This is a genomic window from Actinoplanes sichuanensis (genome assembly GCF_033097365.1).
GTDB classification, from domain to species: domain Bacteria; phylum Actinomycetota; class Actinomycetes; order Mycobacteriales; family Micromonosporaceae; genus Actinoplanes; species Actinoplanes sichuanensis.
On the sequence record NZ_AP028461.1, the window covers coordinates 2,384,601 to 2,402,421 of the forward strand.

A 17,821-nucleotide genomic window follows, 5' to 3' on the forward strand; every position below is an offset into this window, starting at 1 on the left:
GCGTCGGAGAACCAGGGTGGGGAATGGAGCGCGCTAGGTGACCGTGACGACCGATCTGCGACTGATCGAGCTGCCCGAGCTGGAGTTCACGACCGAGGCGCCGGCGGTGTTCCGGTCCCACTCGGTGCCGATCCGTCGCACTCTGATCGACGTCCTCGACGCGACCGTGGCCGAGCATCCGGACGCCCCCGCGCTGGACACCGGCGACACCACACTGACCTACCGGCAGCTCGCGGCCGAGGTCGAGACGCTGCGCACGGCCCTGAGCGGGCACGGGATCGGCGTCGGCGACCGGGTGGGTGTCCGGATCTCCTCCGGCACCGCCGAGCTGTACCTGGCGATCCTCGGAGTGCTGGCGGCCGGTGCCGCCTATGTGCCGGTGGACGCCGACGATCCCGACGAGCGGGCCGAGCTGGTCTTCGCCGAGGCGGGGGTGTGCGCGGTCCTCGGTGATGGACTGAGCGTCTCGGTACGGCGTACCCCCGAAGGAGGAACCGGACGACCGGGACCCGCCGACGACGCCTGGATCATCTTCACCTCCGGCTCCACCGGCACCCCGAAGGGGGTGGCGGTGCCGCACGGCGCCGCCGCCGCGTTCGTGGACGCCGAGGCGCAGCTGTTTCTCGTCGACGACGACGTCGAACCGCTGGGCCCGGCCGACCGGGTCCTGGCCGGTCTGTCGGTGGCCTTCGACGCGTCGTGCGAGGAGATGTGGCTGGCCTGGCGGCACGGCGCCTGCCTGGTCCCGGCCGCCCGGTCGCTGGTCCGCTCCGGCGTCGACCTCGGCCCGTGGCTGGCCGAGCGGCGCATCACCGTCGTCTCGACGGTGCCGACGCTGGCCGCGCTGTGGCCGGCCGAGGCCCTTGAGGACGTCCGGCTGCTGATCTTCGGGGGCGAGGCGTGCCCGCCCGAGCTGGCCGAGCGCCTGGCCGTCGAGGGCCGCGAGGTGTGGAACACCTACGGCCCGACCGAGGCCACCGTGGTGGCCTGCGCCGCCCGGATGACCGGCGAGGGTCCGGTGCGGATCGGCCTGCCACTGGCCGGCTGGGAACTCGCCGTGGTCGACGCCACCGGCGAGCCGGTCGCCATGGGCGAGACCGGTGAGCTGGTCATCGGCGGTGTGGGGCTGGCCCGCTATCTGGACGCGGTCAAGGACGCCGAGAAGTTCGCGCCGCTGCCCGCCCTGGACTGGGCGCGGGCCTACCGCAGCGGCGACATCGTCCGCGCCGAGCCGGAGGGGCTGCTGTTCCTCGGGCGCGGCGACGAGCAGGTCAAGCTCGGTGGCCGCCGGATCGAGCTGGGCGAGATCGACGCCGCCCTCCAGGCGCTGCCCGGGGTGGCCGGCGCGGCCGCCGCGGTCAAGCGCACCGCCGCCGGCAACCAGCTGCTGGTCGGCTATCTCGTGCCGCACGACGCGGACGACTTCGACATGTCCGGTGCGACCGCGCGGATCCGCGAGCAGCTGCCGGCCGCGCTGGTGCCGCTGCTCGCGGTCGTCGACGCGCTGCCGACCCGGACGTCCGGCAAGGTCGACCGGGCCGCCCTGCCCTGGCCGCTCGCGGTCGGCACCCCGGGCGCCGGTGAGCTCACCGCGACCGAGGACTGGTTGGCCGGCGGCTGGGAGGAGATCCTCGGGGTCCGCCCGGGCGACCCGGACGCGGACTTCTTCAGCAGCGGCGGCAGCAGCCTGAACGCGGCGCAGTTGGTGGCCTGGATTCGGCAGTCGTATCCGCAGGTGTCGGTGGCCGACGTCTATCAGAACCCGCGGCTGTCCGAGATGGCGAAGGTGCTCGGCGCCCTCGCCACCGAGACGACGACCCGGCGGGAGGTACGGCCCACGCCGCGCCGCGCCGGGTTCCTGCAGTTCCTGCTGATGCTGCCGATGCTGGCGCTGGTCGGGCTGCGCTGGCTCACCGTCCTGGCCGCCCTGGGCAAGGTGGTGGCGCTGGCGCCCACGGTCTCCTGGTGGTGGATCGGCGCGTCCTGGCTCGTCCTGTTCAGCCCACCCGGGCGGATCGCGCTGGCGGCCGGTGGGGCCCGGTTGCTGCTGCGCGGGGTCGGCCCCGGGGCGTACCCGCGTGGTGGCGGGGTGCACCTGCGGTTGTGGGCGGCCGAGCGGTTCGCCGAGCTGACCGGCGCGACCGGCATCGGTGGCGCGGGCTGGATGACCACCTACGCGAAGCTGCTCGGCGCCCGCCTGGGCCGCGACGTCGACCTGCACTCCGCTCCGCCGGTCACCGGCCTGCTCAAACTCGGTCGCGGCGCGGCCATCGAGCCGGAGGTCGACCTGTCCGGCTACTGGGTCGACGGCGACGTGGTCCGGGTCGGTTCGGTGCGGGTCGGGGCGGGCGGCCGGGTCGGCGCGCGCAGCACCCTGATGCCCGGCGCGCGGATCGGCAAGGGCGCGAAGATCTCCGCGGGTTCGACCGTGACCGGGACGGTGCCGGCCGGTCAGCGCTGGGCCGGTTCCCCCGCCGTCCCGGTGGACGGCAAGGGCGCCACCGTCTGGCCGCAGCGTCGTCCGGCCCGGTCCCGGCTCAGTGGCCGGTCCTGGGTGCTCGCCTACAGTCTGACCGCGCAGCTGCTGGCCCTGCTTCCGGTGGCCGCCGCGCTGCCCGCCCTGGCGCTGCTCGGCTGGGTGCTCGCCTGCGGACCGACGCTGCCGGCCGTGCTCCTGGCGGTTCCGGCCGCGGCTGTCGCGTACCAGATCGGGTATGCCCTGTTGGTCCTGATCTTCGTCCGGCTGCTCGGTATCGGTCTGCGGACCGGTTTCCACCCCGTCCGCGGGCGGGTGGCGTGGCAGGTGTGGACCACCGAGCACCTGATGGCGATGGCCCGGGTGGCGCTGTTCCCGATCTATTCCAGCCTGTTCACGCCGGTGTGGCTGCGGATGCTCGGTGCGAAGGTGGGCCGGGGCACGGAGATCTCCACGGTGCTCGCGGTCCCGGCGATGACGACCGTCGACGATCACGCGTTCCTGGCCGACGACACCATGGTCGCCACCTACGAGCTCGACCAGGGCTGGCTGCGGGTGGCTCCGGCCCGGATCGGCAAGCAGGCCTTCCTCGGCAACTCCGGGATGGCCGCCCCGGGCCGGAGTGTGCCGAAACGCGGCCTGGTCGGGGTGCTGTCGTCGGCGCCGCACAAGGCCAAGAAGGGTTCGTCCTGGCTGGGTGCCCCGCCGATGCCGCTGCGCCGGATCGTGGAGACCGCCGACTCCGGCCGTACCTTCGACCCGCCGGCCCGCCTGAAGGTGGCCCGGGCTCTCGTCGAGTTGTGCCGGGTCGTCCCGGTGATCCTGGCCGGCGCGCTGGCGGTGCTGGTGCTCACCGCGCTGACGCTGATCTGGCGGGCCGCCGGTGCCTGGGCCGCGGTGGCCGCCGCCGGGCCGGTGCTGTTCGCCGCCGCGGTGACCGGGGCGCTGCTCGCCACCGCCGCGAAGTGGCTGCTGGTCGGCCGGTTCCGGGTGAGTGAGCGGGCGCTGTGGACGTCGTTCGTGTGGCGTAACGAGCTGGCCGACACGTTCGTCGAGGTGTTGGCCGGGCCGTGGCTGTTCCGGCTGGCCGCCGGTACTCCGTTGCTGAACGTGTGGCTGCGTACGCTCGGTGTGAAGATCGGTCGTGGAGTGTGGCTGGAGACCCTCTGGCTGCCCGAGTTCGATCTCGTCCGTCTCGGTGATGGGGCGACCGTCAACCGGGGGTGTGTTGTACAGACCCACCTGTTCCATGATCGGATCATGAGCATGGATGAGGTCACCCTGGGCGCGGGAGCCACTCTCGGCCCGCACGGGATCGTGCTGCCCGGCGCGAGCATCGGCGCCCGGACCACGGTCGGTCCCGGTTCGCTCGTCACGCGTGGTGACGCCGTGCCCGACGACAGCCGTTGGCTCGGCAACCCGGTCGCGACCTGGCCGGCAGCGGCCACTCGCCGGGTATGACCCCACCCGGCATCCCGCTCAGCCCGTCACCGGGCGCCGAACGGTCCACCGACCCGTACCTGCCGGAGAGTGGCAACGGCGGGTTCCGGGTGCTGCACTACGACCTCGACCTCGATTACAAGGTGGTGCAGAACCGGCTGACCGGCCGGGCGGTCGTCACCGCGCGTGCCGTGCAGCCGCTGTCCCGTTTCAGTCTGGATCTCGCCCGGCTGCAGGTGCGGGACGTGCGGGTGGACGGGCGGGCGGCCAAGTTCGAGCACCGGGGCGGCAAGCTGCGGATCAAACCCGAGCGCCCGATCGGGTACGGGGCCACGTTCAAGACCGAGATCAGGTATTCGGGTCGTCCCGCGCCGGTGTCCGGCCGCTGGGGTGACATCGGCTGGGACGAGCTGAGCGACGGGGCGCTGGTGGCCAGCCAGCCGAACGGGGCGCCGTCCTGGTTCCCGTGCAACGACCGGACCGACGACAAGGCGCCGTTCCTGATCACGTTCACGGCGGCGTCGGCGTACACCGTGCTGGTCACCGGCGACCTGGTGGCGCGTCGTCGTGGGTCGGGCACCACCACCTGGGTGTACGAGCGGGAGGAGCCGACCGCCCCGTACCTGATGAGCGTTCAGATCGGCCGGTACGAGATGGTGACGCTGGCCTCCGGGGGAGTGCCGCAGCGGGCCGCGATCGCCCCGCGGATGCGTAGTGACTTCCAGCGTGACTTCGGCCGGCACGGCGAGATCATGACGGCGTTGCAGCGGCTGTTCGGGCCGTACCCGTTCAAGGAGTACGTCGTGGTGATCACCGACGACGACCTGGACGACCCGATCGAGGCGCAGGGGATGGCCGTCTTCGGCCGCAACCACCTCGACGGGCGGCGCACCCACGAGCGGCTGGTCGTGCACGAGCTGGCCCATCAGTGGTTCGGTAACAGTCTGACGGTCGCCGACTGGCGGCACATCTGGCTCAACGAGGGCTTCGCCACGTACGCCGAATGGTTGTGGTCGGGCGCTTCCGGCGGCCCGTCGACGAACGCCCACTCGGCGCAGTGGCACGCCTGGCTCGCCTCCCGCCCGGCCGATGTGGTGATCGGCGATCCGGGGGTGACCCGGATGTTCGATCCACTGGTCTACAAACGGGGCGCGCTGGCCCTGCACGCGCTCCGGGCGAAGATCGGTGAGCAGGCGTTCTTCGCCCTGTTGCGGTCCTGGGTGGCCGAGCACCGGCACCGGACGGTGACGACCGCCGAGTTCCGTGAGCACGCCGCGCGGTATTCGACGGAGTCGCTGGACGGGCTGTTCACGTTGTGGCTGGATCGTCCCGCGCTGCCGCCGCTGCCCGTCGTCCGCTGACCTGGCGGCGGTCATGTCGGCCGCCGCCGTGGTCCCTCGGGTTACAGACCGGCCTTCTTGGCGCCGTAGGTGGCCTGCGCGGTGGTGAACCCCTCGAACTTCAGCTGCTTGATCAGGCCGGAGCGGGAGAACGAGGTGAACTCGAGGTACTCGGCGGCCTTCTTGGCGGCCTGCTCGTTCCAGTTCGCCTTCTGCGCGTCCACACCGAACGTGGCGTCCGCGGTGTTGAAGCCTTCGAACTTGAGCTGCTTGATCAGCCCGGTCCGGGAGAAGGCGGAGAACGACAGGTAGCTTTCCGCCTTCTCGACGGCGTTCTCCTGCGAGACGGTCAGCTTCTTGGTGGGTTCGGCGGGCGGCTCCGGCTTGGTGCTCTCGGTGGTCGCCTCGGCCGCCGGTTCCGCCGTCGTCGTGGTGGTGGCCGCGGTCGTCGCCGCTGCGGCGGCCTTGTTCGTGGTGGTGGGGTCGTCGTCGCTGCCGGCCGAGGCGATCGCGCCGATGATGCAGAGTCCGGCGAACCCACCCACGATCGCGAGCAGGATCTTTCCGCCGTTCTTCTTTTTCGGCGGCGTCATGACCGGCGGCGGGTAGCCCGCGTAGGCGGGCGGGATCGGCTGGCCGGGCATCCCCTGCGCCCCGGGTGGCGGCTGGAACCCGGGCGGCGGCTGGTATCCGGGCGGCGGCGGTGACCAGCCCGGCGGCGGCTGCGGGACGGAACCGTTGGGGTCGAACGGCTGGCCGGGGTGGGACATCATGCTCCTTCGCGACAAACAGATCTTGCGTGCTGAACTTCAAGATCATTTAAACGAAACAGCAGCTCAGAACGTTTGGGTCGTTCGGGTGGTTCGCCGCACCCACCAGTCAGTGGTCGATCGAGACTCGGACACCATCCGCAGTCGATCGGCTACTCCGCACTGACCTCCGGCCCGGCGGCGCCGCTCCTGGAAAAGGGCGGCATCGACGTCTATCGCTTGAATAAGTGTTATCTCCGGGGGCTTCGTGCATCTGCAGAGCAATGGGAGCGTTCCCCGACGAAAGGTTCCCCCGCATGTCCCCCACCCGAAGCATCCTGGCCGTGGCGGCCGCCGGAGTCCTCGCCGTCGCCGCCGTGGTCCTGACCGGACCGCCCGCCGAGGCCGCGGCCGTAGCCGCCTTCCCCGGCGCGGCCGGCCCGGCGATGTACGCCACCGGCGGCCGGGGTGGCGACGTCTACCACGTCACCAACCTGACCGACAACGCGACGAGCCCGGCCGCCGGATCGCTGCGTTACGGGATCACCACCGCCCCGAGCAGCGGACGGACGATCGTCTTCGACGTCGCCGGCACGATCAGACTGTCGCCCGTCGGCCGGCAGGGCTGGCTCGGCATCAACGCGAGCAACCTGACCATCGCCGGGCAGACCGCGCCGAAACCCGGCATCACGATCATGGGCCAGGCCACCAAGGTCACCGGCAAGAACATCGTGCTCCGGCACCTGAAGTTCCGGCCTGGCAAGGACCAGGCCAATCCGGAGAACGCCACCAACGACGGCATCTGGATCACCGGCGACAACGTCATCGTCGACCACGTCTCGGTCAGCTGGCACGACGACGAGGGCATCAGCACCAGCGACGGCGCCGGGCAGGTCACCGTGCAGTACGCGGTGGTCTCCGACGGACTCGACTACAAGGGCCACAGTTACGGCGCACTGATCGGCAGCGACGTGACCGGATCGAACGTCGCCTACCACCACAACCTGTTCGCCCACCACCTCAGCCGCCTGCCCCGCCTCGGCAACGAGACCGGCGCGGTGAACAACGTGGAGTGGAGCAACAACGTCGTCTTCGAGGGCAAGGGCTACAGCGGCGACAACCAGCTCGCCAACGCCAACTTCGTCGGCAACACCTACCTGCGGCACAACGCCGGCAACCCGGAGGTCTACACCGGAGCGACCGGGACCAGCGCCTACATCTCCGGGAACCGCGCCGACTACGACGGCGACGCGAACCTGACCAACGGCGTCGACATCGGGTGGGACCGGTTCACCGGCGTGCCGACCCACCTATCGTCCCGGTTGAACGTCCCGAACATGACGAACGAGTCGGCGGGCGCGGCCCTGACCCGGGTGCTGAACAACTCCGGCGCGTTCTGGTGGGCACGGGACGCCGTCGACACCCGGGTGATCAGCGAGACCCGCAGCACCAGCGGCGCGGTGATCGACGATCCGAACAGCACCGAGTGGAACAACCTGTGGAACGCCGCCCAGGTGAACAGCCCGAGCGGCTGGGACACCGACCGGGACGGCATGCCCGACACCTGGGAGAGCGCGAACGGCCTGAACCCGAACACCGCCGACCACAACGGCGACCTGGACGGCGACGGCTACCGCAACATCGAGGAGTACCTCGACTTCGCCGCTCAGGGCGGCACGACGCCGACCCCGTCGACCTCCGCGCCTCCGGCGGGTGGAGCCTGCACCGCGAGCTACCGGACGACCAACTCATGGGACGGCGGCTTCCAGGGCGAGGTGACCGTGACGGCCGGTGGTGCGGCCGTCACCGGCTGGGCCGCCTCGTGGACGCTCGGCACCGGGCAGGCGATCAGCCAGGTCTGGAACGGCAACCTCAGCGCCGGCGGAGGCACGGCCACGGTGACCAACGCGAGCTACAACGGCTCGCTCGCCGCCGGCGGCTCGACCACGTTCGGCTTCACCGCGACCGGCACGGCCACCTCACCCGCCGTCACCTGTTCCGGCGCATAGAGAAGAGCGACTTCGCGCGTACGACCAAACGGTCCTCGCCCTTGCCGGTGTCTTCGTTGTCGTATCGTGGGCCTTCTCGGCCACCGCTCGCGCCGCCGCCGGATGTCAGGTCACCTACATGGTGAGCTAACAGCGGACCGGCGGATTCACCGCCGCCGGCGGCAACCCGGCCCCGACCGCGTTCACGCTGAACGGCACAGCCTGCAGCGGCGGCACCGTGCCCACCACGAGCCCGACCACCCCGGCCCCGACCGCGCTGCCGCCCGCAGTCGCGCCGACGGTCGCGGCCGACGGGACCGGGGCCAACGTGACGACGCTGGGCCGTCCGTGGGCGCAGAGCGCGCACGAGGTCTATCGCGAGTCCAACCTGAGCGCCACGATCAAGCCCGCCCAGCCGTGGACCGACATGGGCGACGCGACCTGCAAGAATGCCCGCTTCTTCGAGTACCGCAACACCGGCGCCGGTGCGTCGGTCATCGGCAACCGCCCGCAGTTGACCGACGCGCAGGCCGCCACGTACACCCCGCAGAAGTACCTGGCCGGCTCCGACGGCTGGAACCCGATCGCCTGAACCCCGGGCCCGCGTCGTCCACCGGCGCGGGCCCGACCGAAGAGCTGGATCGCGGCGTGCCCTGCCCGTAACGCGGCCTGATCGTCACCGGCCGCCCGGTGGGTGGTCGCCGAGCCGTCCCACGTCGCCGCCTCGTGGGACCGGTCGCCGGACGCCCGGAACAGCCCGATCGCCTCCTCGTCAGATGTCGGTGGTCAGGCAGAGCACTCGGTCCTGACCGCTTTCCGTGTGGTCGATCAGGTATGGCTGAACCGGGTCGGTGCACTGGTCCTTGGAGTCGACGATGGAGACCACCTTGAACGCTCCTTCGTCAGTGCAGGACGCCTCGACCGCTTGATCGCCGGCCCGTCTGATGCAGTCACCTACGTCGACTGTCCGAGGAGCCGAGTCGAATGGCCGCAGAATGAGGCCGGGAAAGGTCGCGAGCACCACCGCCACGATGACGATGATCAGACCGAGCACGGTGGTGAAGACCCAGAAGTAGAGTCTCGCCGTTCTCCCCTCCAGCCCGGCTGGGATGAACCGTTTGATCTTCCGGCCACCTCGCTCCGGCACTGTCGTTCCGTGATCCTCCGCCGCAGGCGGTTTCCTCGGATCGAGCGCGGGCGGGAGGTGCTCGCTCGCCCGGCCGGTGACTCTGAGGTGGGCCGTACCGGCCGGCCCGCGCAGCGTCACGAACCCGTCAAAGTTTCCGGGCGCAGGGGCTGACCACCTGAGGTGTAGCGCCGCCCCGGTGATCCATGCCTGCAGCGGCTCGTCCGCCGTCACCGTTGAAGATTGGGCGAGCGGGCCGCCGAACACCGCCACCTCGCATGTGGCCGGTTCCTGGCCGGCTGCCACCCGGCCGAAGTCGACGGCGTCGGTGGCAAGGCGCAATCTTGTTTCACTCACCGCGGCCGCGGCGGAGGTGCTGACCGCACGGCTGTCGTCATCGATCATCTGCTGCAGAGTGACCCGGGCTGCCGCGGCTTTCGCGAGATCCTCGCCTTTTGCGATCACCGCCAGCTGGTGCACGGCCATCAGGCGTCTGGACGGCGTCTGGTGCCGAGCAAGCTCGGTCGGCTCGGATGCCACGTCGCCGGACTGAGTTCGCGGACGCGGTGTCCGGGACATGTACATTTCGCCTCGTACGCCGAACTCCCATTTGACCGGCGTCTGATGGGACGTGCGCTCCCGGACACGGTCGTAGACGAAGTCGTACAGTTCGCCGACCGATACGCGGCCGTCCCGGTCGTGGTCGGCGTCGCCGCTTCTGATGCCTTCCACCACCGCGCCGGTGAACACGGACGGCTCCGCCGATCCGCCATCGGTCAGCGTCGCACCTTCGAAGGCATACTCCATTGCCGTCGAAGCGGTGATCACCACTCGGCCTTGGCCCTCGCCGAGGGTGTCCTGCCGGAACTGGTCTCCGACGTCGATGTCGTCTCCGCTGCGAGCGACCACACCTCGTTCAAAGGCGCCGCCGTAGCAACAATCCAGAAACAGGACCACCCGCCGAGCGCGACTGCGCTGCATCATCCGGTTGACCCAGGCGGCCTCGACGGCAGTCGAACCGAGTAGATCAGGCCGAGTGTTGGTTGCAGCGAGGTAGAGCTCTCCGGTGACGTCTTTCAACCCGTGGCAGGAGAAGTGAAGTAGAACCAGGTCGGTGGGATGCCGGTTGGTGAGCAGTTCCTCGATGTGCTGACAGATCGTCCACGAATGGCTGTTACGCAGAACGTCGACCTCGAAGCGGCCGAGTTCTTGATCGCCCAGGACGGTGACCAGAGCCTCGGCGTCGGCGGCGGGCGAGGCGAGTTGGTTCAGCGCAGCATCGCCGTAGTGGTCGACCGCTACCACGAGAGCCAGCCGCCGTTTGCTCATGACGATGTTCCCCCTTGCCTACGGCGACAGCGTTCGTCAACCCGCGGCGGACCGGTGCTGCCGTGCCTCCGGTCGGGCTCTGTCATCCCGGCACTCCGGCCGAGGTCGACTCATGGCGTTCGCCCGTCGTTATTGGTTCACTATCGATGTCAGCCGCGCAAGAGCGCGACGGCCGTTTTCCTCCGGTCAGTCACCCATTGCGGACGCTAGGACGACACATGCAGATGACGATCACTGTGAGCGAGACCGACGCCGACGCCGAACGGCTTCAGTACCTGTCCGACGGGGTCCGAACCGAACTGCTCGATCTGGGAGTCGACGACGTGCGGCCGTTACGTGCGGGGGAGGCGCCGGCGGGGAGCCGCGGTGTGGACCTGGCCGGAGTCGGCGCCTTTCTTGTCACGCTGGGTACATCGGCGGATGCGATCAACCAGGCGGTCATCGCGATGCGCAACTGGGTCGGCTCGGGCCGCCGGACCCCGCGGTCGGTGGAGATCACGGTCGGCGACAAGGTCCTGCGGCTCTCCGATGCGACCCTGGCTCAGCAGGATCAGCTCGTCGACGAGTTTGTCAGAGCCGTAAGGGCCGGATGAGAACTGCACGGTAGAGCCATTCGTCCGGCTCCTCACAGCAGGGCGTCGACGACCTTCACCGCCCGGTCCTCGTGGTCGGCGTAGGCGTCCGGAAGCGCCGACCGCTGTACGGCCTGGGCCGCGTCGCCGAGGGTCTTCTCCTCCCAGTCGGCGATGGTGAGCAGCTTCTGGTAGAAGGCCTTGGTGGCGTATCGCGGCGTCATCAACTGTGACACCGTGCCCCAGCCCTGACTGGGCCGCTGCTGGAAGATGCCGAGCGAGTCGAAGTTGCTGCCGTCGCCCTCGTTGGGTCGGTCGAGCGAGCCGGGGACGGTCGGGTTGGCCAGGTTGCGCAGGCTGGACTCCTGTAGCCCGGTCATCATCGCCACCAGCATCGCCCGGCGGGGGAGGTCGAGTTCCCGACCGACCTGCACGATCACCGCGGCGTTGTTCATCTGTGTCCGGTTGAGGCCGGCCACCGGCTCCGGCGGGCGGGTCGACTTCGGCGTGGCGGTACGGGACGCGACCGACGCGGACGGCTTCGGGGTCACGCGTACCTTGTTGCGGTTGGCCGGGGCCGGAGCGTCGGCCCGGGGTTCGAGTGCGGCGCTGGTGGTCACCGGCACGCCGGTCTGCTGCTGGCTGAGGCCGACGGTCATGGCGCCACCGACGGCGGCGCTCACGACCAGCAGGATCGACACGGTGCGGCCGGTCCGGCGGACCCGGCGATGGCGTCGGCGGCGGCGGTTCGGCGACCAGTCGGTCTGGTACATGTCCGGTCCGGATCCGGACCAAGCGGGCTTTTCGCCGTGCGGATCTCGGACGAAAGAGACACGCTGCTCCGAGTACCCCCGCGTCACGGCCGTCCTTCCGTACCCACCTGCACTTGCGAAGGTGAGTACGGCTCGCCTGTGCCTCCCGGTTCAAAGCTTTTTCAGTTAGGTTTCCTAAATTGAAATGCATCGAAGGAGGGACCCCCATGCCTCGTCCCCGCCGGCTGGCCGCGTCACTGGTCGTCGCCGTCGTCAGTGCTCTCGCGATCGGGCAACCGTCCTCGGCCGCCCGCACCACCCTCGGTGGCGCCGACCCCAGCGTCATCAAGGTCAACGGGCTGTACGTCTCCGCCAAATCCGTCGACGGCGGGATCGCGGTCCGCACCGCCACCACCCTGGAAGGCATCGCGACCGCCCCGAAGAAGCAGGTCTGGCGGGACACCGCGGGACTCGGTGAGGTCTGGGCGCCGGAGATCGTCCACCACGACGGCCAGTACCGGATCTACTTCGCGGCCGGCACCGGCGCCGCCCACCGGATGTACCACATCAGCTCGACCGGCCCGGACGGCGGCTACTCGGCGGCGACCAAGGTGGCCCTGCCCAACGACAAGTGGGCCATCGACGGGGTGCCGTTCACCTACCAGGGGCAGCGCTGGTTCGTCTGGTCCGGCTGGGCCGGTGACACCAACGTCGAACAGAACCTCTACCTCGCCCGGATGAGCAGCCCCACCGCGGCCACCGGCGCCCGGTACGTGATCTCCCAGCCCCGGGAATCCTGGGAGAGGGTGGTCGGCAACCCGTACATCAACGAGGCGCCCGAACCGATCCTCGACCCGAACGGGCAACTGCACATCGTGTACTCCGCGAACGGCAGCTGGAGCAGCCGGTACTGCCTGGCTGACCTGCGGCTGCGAGCCGGTGGGGACCCGTCCTACGTCTGGGACTGGTACAAGAGCAACGGCTGCCTGTTCGGCTCGAACGCCTCCGAGATGATGGCCGGGTGGGACCCGACGCTCTACGCCGACGGGCCCGGGCACCACACGTTCGTCCTGGACCGCGGCGACATCGCCGCCAGCCCGCCGTCCGGAAACCGGTTCCCGACCATGTACCACGCGGTCGCCAAGGGCACGCCGTACTCGTGGGCCAACCGGTACTGGTACACCGGGACGGCCGTCTGGTGGGGGAGTGTCACCTATCGGCGGGCCAACGTGCCCGGGGCGACCACGAGCACCGGGTTCGGGCTCAAGTTCTTCGAGTGACCTTTTCGTTATCTTCCCGGTGAAATCAGGGGTCCGGGTGGGGCGTGTCCATCGCGAATCGCAGGACACGCCCCCACGAAGGAGTACCCCTCATGCGTTACCTGGTCTTCGGCGCCTTGCTGAGCGCCGTCACCCTCTCGGCCTGCGCTAACGGCACCCCCGCGCCGAAGGAGCCGGCCGCGGCCAAGGCCCCTGCTTCAGCTCCGGCGCCGGCTTCGGCCGGGGCGAAGGCGACAGCGACGGCGGAGACCGGGGCGAAGGCGACGGCGGAGGCCGGGGCGAAGACCGCGGCCAAGGCTCCGGTATCGGACCTCAGTCAGCTCAAGAAGCTCGGCATCGACGTCCAGAAGAGCGTCCTGATCGACGTCGCCGACGACGGGGTCGACCGCTGGCTGAACATCGGTGCGAACGGCGTCGACTTCACCGGCGCCGCGCGCACCGACAACACCATGATGTTCCTGGCCCCGGCCCCGGTCAGCGCCAAGAACAAGGTGCTGATCAAACCGCCGTTCTACAACGAGGACCTCGGCTCCGGCTACTGCGTCGCGGACACCAAGGGCGCGCCGCTCAAGCTGGAGACCTGCGACACCAAGCGGAAGCAGCAGATCTTCACCATGGTCCCGGCAGGCGACTCGGGACAATTCGAACTCCACGGGATGTACGGTGTGATCCGCGTCCACAACGGCAAGATCACTACGAGTGGTACCGGCCGCACCGGCCTCCAGACCATCCTCTACGCCAACTGAGCTGGAGCGACACTTGCGCGACACGGAGGACTTCGACGCCTTCTACGCGATGTCCTCCCGTCGCGTGCTCGCCCAGATCACCATGATGGTCGGCAGCCGGGCCGAGGCCGAGGACGCCGTCTCCGAGGCGTACCTGCGCGCCTGGAACCGATGGTCGAAGATCAGCGAATACGAGAACCCCGAGGCCTGGGTACGCCAGGTCGCGTACCGCCAAGCCGTGAGCACCTGGCGCAAGGCCGTCAACCGGCTGCACGCCCACCGGCGCGCCACCACCGACCAACGGGTCGACGCCCTCAACCCGGACCACGTGGCGATCGTCGCCGCACTCCGTAAGATCCCCGCCGACCAGCGACGGGTGATCGTCCTGCACCACATCGCCGGACTGGGCGTGGCCGAGATCCACCAGGAGACCGGCATCCCGGCCGGGACGGTCACCACCTGGCTGGCCCGCGGCCGCCGGGCGCTGGCCGCCCACCTGACCGACAGCGACACCCTCGACACGGGCCGGGAGCACCGCGATGTCTGACGATCGCATCCAACAGGACCTGGAGTCGTACGCCGAACACCTCCAGCACAACGCCGCCCTCACCCCGTCCGCGGAGATCCGCCGACGCGGCGACCGTCGCCGCCGCAACCGGACGACCGGCGCCGCCTTCGCCGCCGTCCTGCTCACCGCGGCCGGGCTCGGCGCGGTCCTGTCCCAGGGCCCGAGTCCCGATCCGAACCCACCGGCCGCCACACCCACCCCGTCGTCGTCGCTGTCACCCTCGCCGTCCGGCCCGCCGCGGTCGTCGGTCGCCCCATCCAGGAGCAGCACTGTCAAGTCAGACCTCAGCCGCCTGCGGGAGCTCGGTGTCGACCTGGAGACCGGCGTCCTGATCGACGTACCCGACGACGCCGGCGACCTGTGGCTGGCCGTCGGCCCGAACGACGTCGTCGACTTCACCGGCACGACCCGCGACGAGTCCACCGAGATGTCGTTGCTACCGGCCCCCGTGAAGGCGGACGACCGGGTGATCATCGTGCCGGTCGCCCGTCCGGGCTGGTGCGTGACGGACACGACAGGTGTCCCGCTGGCCCTGCAGCCGTGCCGCGACGGCGACCCCGCCCAGACGTGGAAGGTGATCCCGGCCGGCGACTCCGGCCAGATCAACCTTCAGGGCCCGGACGGCGACATGAGGGTCGGCGACAACGGCCTGGTCCCGGCAACCGCCTCCGGCCGAACCGGCCTGCAGACCCTCCCCTTCAACCGCTGACCGGCGAGGCGATCAGCGCAGGGTGGGTACGGCGCCGCCGTCGACAAGGTCGGCGCGGACTCCGGGCACGGCCGCGAGCCAGCCGGACAGGATCGTGGACAGGGCGGCGGCCGGGGGTGGGCGGCGGCCGAGGCCCACCGCATACGAGCGCAGCGTCGGGCCGGTCGTGAACGGGCGCGGCCATGCATGCGCGCCCTCGACGCCGCCCTCTTCCAAGGCGGTCAGCAGCGCCCGTACCCGGCCCCGGAACCGGCCGATCGTCTCCTCGAACGGCTCGCCGGGGACGGGTTCCACGGTGAGCACCGCCCAGGCCCGGTGCCGGCGGTGCGGTGGCGTCGCCGGTCGCCCCTCCCATGACTGGTACAGCTCCTCGACGACCAGGTCGCGCAGATCCGCGCCGACCTGACCGGTGCAACTGCGGATCGGCGCCGACGGCGTCAAGATCGTCATGGGGTACGCCCCGACGGGCGCCGTGACATCGCCGGTGAGGCTGACCGGCTGAGCCCAGTCCCATGCCGCCCAGGTGGCGAAGAAGTGCCGCAGCAGCTCAGCCGGGGGCAGGTCACCGGCGTCCAGCGAGGTCCGGGCGGCCAGCACCACCCAGGCCAGCCCGGGCAGCCCACCGAACGGCGCCGAATCCAGCCCGCGCACCCGCGCCCAGGCCTTGACCGCACGAGCCAGCTCGACAGAGCCGGGCGCCGCGGCGAGGACGGCTTCGGCATCCGAGACGGCACTCAACGCGATCGCCGACGGCTCGTCCAGTTCGGTCCGGCGCCGTACCGCCTCGGCCACCGGCAGCCCACCGGAACCGACACACACCACGTCGACGTCGAGCCCGCCACCGGACAGCCGCAGGCCGGGCACCCGGGCACCGGTCACCGGCCGCACCGACCACTCGGCCCCGACCGCACCGGACACCCGCCGGTGCAGATCATCGACGTCGGCCTCGCCGGAGAGGACGGCCACCAGGTCGAGGTCGGCGCCGGGCAGATCACAGCCGAGCCGCCGCGACCCGGCCGGGTGGACGACCGCCTCCGGCAGCACCGTCCGCAACGAGTCGAGCATTGCGGAGGCGGTGACCGCGGACGGTTCGGGACGGGCCGCCCCGGCCTGCGGGTCGGGGAGCCAGCGCAACTCGCCGGTGCCCAGCAGCAGTTCCGCCCGGGGCTGCATCGGTTCGTCACCGCGGCGGGACAGCAGGACCAGCCGGTCCACGCGAGCGGACGTCGGAGCGATACGAGCGGTGACCGGTCCGGCGGTGCGGCCGAGAGTCAGGTGTGGTGTGTAACCCTCGGCGCGGCCCCGGCACTGCGGGAACCGTTGCTGCAGCGCTCGGTGCAGGGCCACCCACGGCTCCGGGCCGGCGGCGGCCGGGTCGAGCCAGACCGTCGCGTCGTCACGGTGCGCGAATGTCCGTACCCCCGAAAGGTCTGCCTCGAACGGGGAGACCTCGGCCGCCGCGCCTGCCAGAAGTGACGCGGCGTCCTCGAAATCGGCTTCCGGCAGGAAGCCGAAAAGCACGTTGGCGTGCGGCGGCCACCTGTCGAACTGCGGATCGAGCGTGCGCCGGACCTCCTGCACCGCGGGCCACAGACGCCGGGGCGGCAGCCACGCGAGCGCGGTCCGGGCCGTCGGGCGCGGACCGGAGGCCGCAGCCGCACCGACCGCCAGGTCGGCGACGACCCCGAAATGATCAGAGGCAAAAAGATCATCATGGGGTACGTCGCCGGCCAGCCCCGCCGAGAGCACGGTCAGTTCCGCACCGCGGAGCAACACCCGGTCGAGCCGTGCCGCGCGCCCGGTGAGCGAACCGACCGCCGCGAGCGGGTTCCGGACCGGGTCGAAGGTGGCGGTCCGGTCGTCCGGGCCGTGCGTCTCGACCCAGGCGTCGCGCAGCCCGAGCCGCCGGGTCGGCCTGTCCCCGCCGTCGTTGAAGTCGCCGACCAGTACGACGGGCACGTCCAGACCGGCCAGTCCGGTGGCGAGTTCGGCGAGTTCGGCGTCGCGCCGCCCCGGCCCGTCGACGGAATGATCGCTGGTCAGGTGAACCGTGGCCACCACCGTCGGCCCGGCCACGGTGATCGCGGTGACCTGCTTGTACGGCCCGAGCACGTGCCGCCCCGACTCCAGCACCGGAACCCGGCTGAGAAGCAGCATCCCGCTGTCGTCGACGTCCCGGCCGGCCGGATCCGTGCACAGCGTGTAGTGGTCACGGACCCAGTCGGCGGCGAGCAGGAGGTCGAGAAGTGGCCGCTCGACCTCCTGGAGGGGCGATCACGTCGGCGTCGGCCCGTTCGAGTTCGGCGACGAGCAGCGGCCGTCGCCGGGCGGTGTGGATCAGGTCGGCGTCGTAGCGGTCCCACAGTGTGTTCCAGGTGAGAATCCGCAGCGCGCCGCCCGGAGCAGCGGAGACCGGGGTGATCGGCGCCCAACGGCCGTGCTGCCAGGAGTGCGGGGTGCGAGCGGTGAAGAACGGCGCACCCAGCCGCCGCTGCACCCGGACCCGCCCGGCCGCCGAGGATCCGATCAGGTCCACACCGGTGGCGCGGTCCCACACCCGTTCACCGTCGGCCTCGATGTACACGATTCGATGCCACGGAATGTCACCGCCCGGCACGAACGCCGGCAGCGGCACGCGTTTGGCCTCGGCCCCGCGGACGTCGACGCCGAACACGAACCGGGCCGGGTCCAGCCGGGAATCCCAGCGCACCCGGTGATAGATCTCCTCACTGGTACGCATCGCCGAACCGTAACGCCCGGCCGGGCC

14 protein-coding genes are annotated in these 17,821 nt (G+C 70.7%); 9 read left to right on the plus strand and 5 right to left on the minus strand.

What is annotated here, in order from left to right; translation table 11 throughout:
• Window positions 1–37: 37 nt before the first annotated feature.
• Together Q0Z83_RS10525 and Q0Z83_RS10530 are read left to right on the plus strand one after the other, a co-directional pair.
• The gene (locus Q0Z83_RS10525; protein WP_378079053.1) at window positions 38–3,937 is read left to right on the plus strand and encodes a Pls/PosA family non-ribosomal peptide synthetase; all 3,900 of its coding nucleotides are present in this window, start codon (window positions 38–40) and stop codon (window positions 3,935–3,937) included.
• Window positions 3,883–5,277, plus strand: a complete 1,395-nt coding sequence (locus Q0Z83_RS10530) for a M1 family metallopeptidase (RefSeq protein ID WP_317793663.1) — start codon at window positions 3,883–3,885, stop codon at window positions 5,275–5,277. The genes Q0Z83_RS10525 and Q0Z83_RS10530 overlap by 55 nt, the downstream gene beginning before the upstream one ends.
• A 41-nt stretch (window positions 5,278–5,318) precedes the next feature.
• On the opposite strand, the gene Q0Z83_RS10535 is transcribed toward Q0Z83_RS10530, so the two are convergent.
• Window positions 5,319–6,026, minus strand: coding sequence for an Ltp family lipoprotein (locus Q0Z83_RS10535; RefSeq protein ID WP_317793664.1), 708 nt, complete (start codon window positions 6,024–6,026; stop codon window positions 5,319–5,321).
• A gap of 296 nt (window positions 6,027–6,322) precedes the next feature.
• On the opposite strand from Q0Z83_RS10535, the gene Q0Z83_RS10540 reads away from it, so the two are divergent.
• A complete protein-coding gene (locus Q0Z83_RS10540; protein ID WP_317793665.1) occupies window positions 6,323–8,014 on the plus strand; it encodes a cellulose binding domain-containing protein in 1,692 nt (563 codons plus the stop codon).
• 217 nt (window positions 8,015–8,231) lie between these two features.
• The gene (locus tag Q0Z83_RS10545; protein ID WP_317793666.1) at window positions 8,232–8,585 is read left to right on the plus strand and encodes a pectinesterase family protein; all 354 of its coding nucleotides are present in this window, start codon (window positions 8,232–8,234) and stop codon (window positions 8,583–8,585) included.
• A gap of 180 nt (window positions 8,586–8,765) precedes the next feature.
• Here Q0Z83_RS10545 and Q0Z83_RS10550 read toward each other — a convergent pair whose 3' ends face one another.
• Window positions 8,766–10,448, minus strand: coding sequence for a caspase family protein (locus tag Q0Z83_RS10550; protein WP_317793667.1), 1,683 nt, complete (start codon window positions 10,446–10,448; stop codon window positions 8,766–8,768).
• Between the two features lie 224 nt (window positions 10,449–10,672).
• Here Q0Z83_RS10550 and Q0Z83_RS10555 point away from each other — a divergent pair, with 224 nt between their 5' ends.
• Complete coding sequence (locus Q0Z83_RS10555; protein ID WP_317793668.1) at window positions 10,673–11,041, plus strand: hypothetical protein; 369 nt, start codon at window positions 10,673–10,675, stop codon at window positions 11,039–11,041.
• A gap of 32 nt (window positions 11,042–11,073) precedes the next feature.
• Here Q0Z83_RS10555 and Q0Z83_RS10560 read toward each other — a convergent pair whose 3' ends face one another.
• Window positions 11,074–11,793: a hypothetical protein gene (locus Q0Z83_RS10560; protein ID WP_317793669.1), complete on the minus strand. Its 720-nt coding sequence runs from the start codon at window positions 11,791–11,793 to the stop codon at window positions 11,074–11,076.
• A gap of 206 nt (window positions 11,794–11,999) precedes the next feature.
• Here Q0Z83_RS10560 and Q0Z83_RS10565 point away from each other — a divergent pair, with 206 nt between their 5' ends.
• The 4 genes from Q0Z83_RS10565 to Q0Z83_RS10580 all read left to right on the plus strand — a co-directional run bounded on the left by Q0Z83_RS10565 (window position 12,000) and on the right by Q0Z83_RS10580 (window position 15,054).
• Window positions 12,000–13,052: a glycoside hydrolase family 43 protein gene (locus Q0Z83_RS10565; protein ID WP_317793670.1), complete on the plus strand. Its 1,053-nt coding sequence runs from the start codon at window positions 12,000–12,002 to the stop codon at window positions 13,050–13,052.
• A 92-nt stretch (window positions 13,053–13,144) separates the two neighbouring features.
• The gene (locus Q0Z83_RS10570; RefSeq protein ID WP_317793671.1) at window positions 13,145–13,798 is read left to right on the plus strand and encodes a hypothetical protein; all 654 of its coding nucleotides are present in this window, start codon (window positions 13,145–13,147) and stop codon (window positions 13,796–13,798) included.
• Between the two features lie 13 nt (window positions 13,799–13,811).
• Complete coding sequence (locus Q0Z83_RS10575; RefSeq protein WP_317793672.1) at window positions 13,812–14,324, plus strand: SigE family RNA polymerase sigma factor; 513 nt, start codon at window positions 13,812–13,814, stop codon at window positions 14,322–14,324.
• Complete coding sequence (locus Q0Z83_RS10580) at window positions 14,317–15,054, plus strand: hypothetical protein (RefSeq protein WP_317793673.1); 738 nt, start codon at window positions 14,317–14,319, stop codon at window positions 15,052–15,054. The genes Q0Z83_RS10575 and Q0Z83_RS10580 overlap by 8 nt, the downstream gene beginning before the upstream one ends.
• Window positions 15,055–15,066: 12 nt before the next feature.
• Here Q0Z83_RS10580 and Q0Z83_RS10585 read toward each other — a convergent pair whose 3' ends face one another.
• Both Q0Z83_RS10585 and Q0Z83_RS10590 read right to left on the minus strand, forming a co-directional pair.
• Window positions 15,067–17,289: a poly(A) polymerase gene (locus Q0Z83_RS10585; protein WP_317797063.1), complete on the minus strand. Its 2,223-nt coding sequence runs from the start codon at window positions 17,287–17,289 to the stop codon at window positions 15,067–15,069.
• A complete protein-coding gene (locus Q0Z83_RS10590; protein ID WP_317793674.1) occupies window positions 17,264–17,794 on the minus strand; it encodes a DUF504 domain-containing protein in 531 nt (176 codons plus the stop codon). Before Q0Z83_RS10590 ends, Q0Z83_RS10585 begins: the two co-directional genes overlap by 26 nt.
• Window positions 17,795–17,821: the final 27 nt, after the last annotated feature.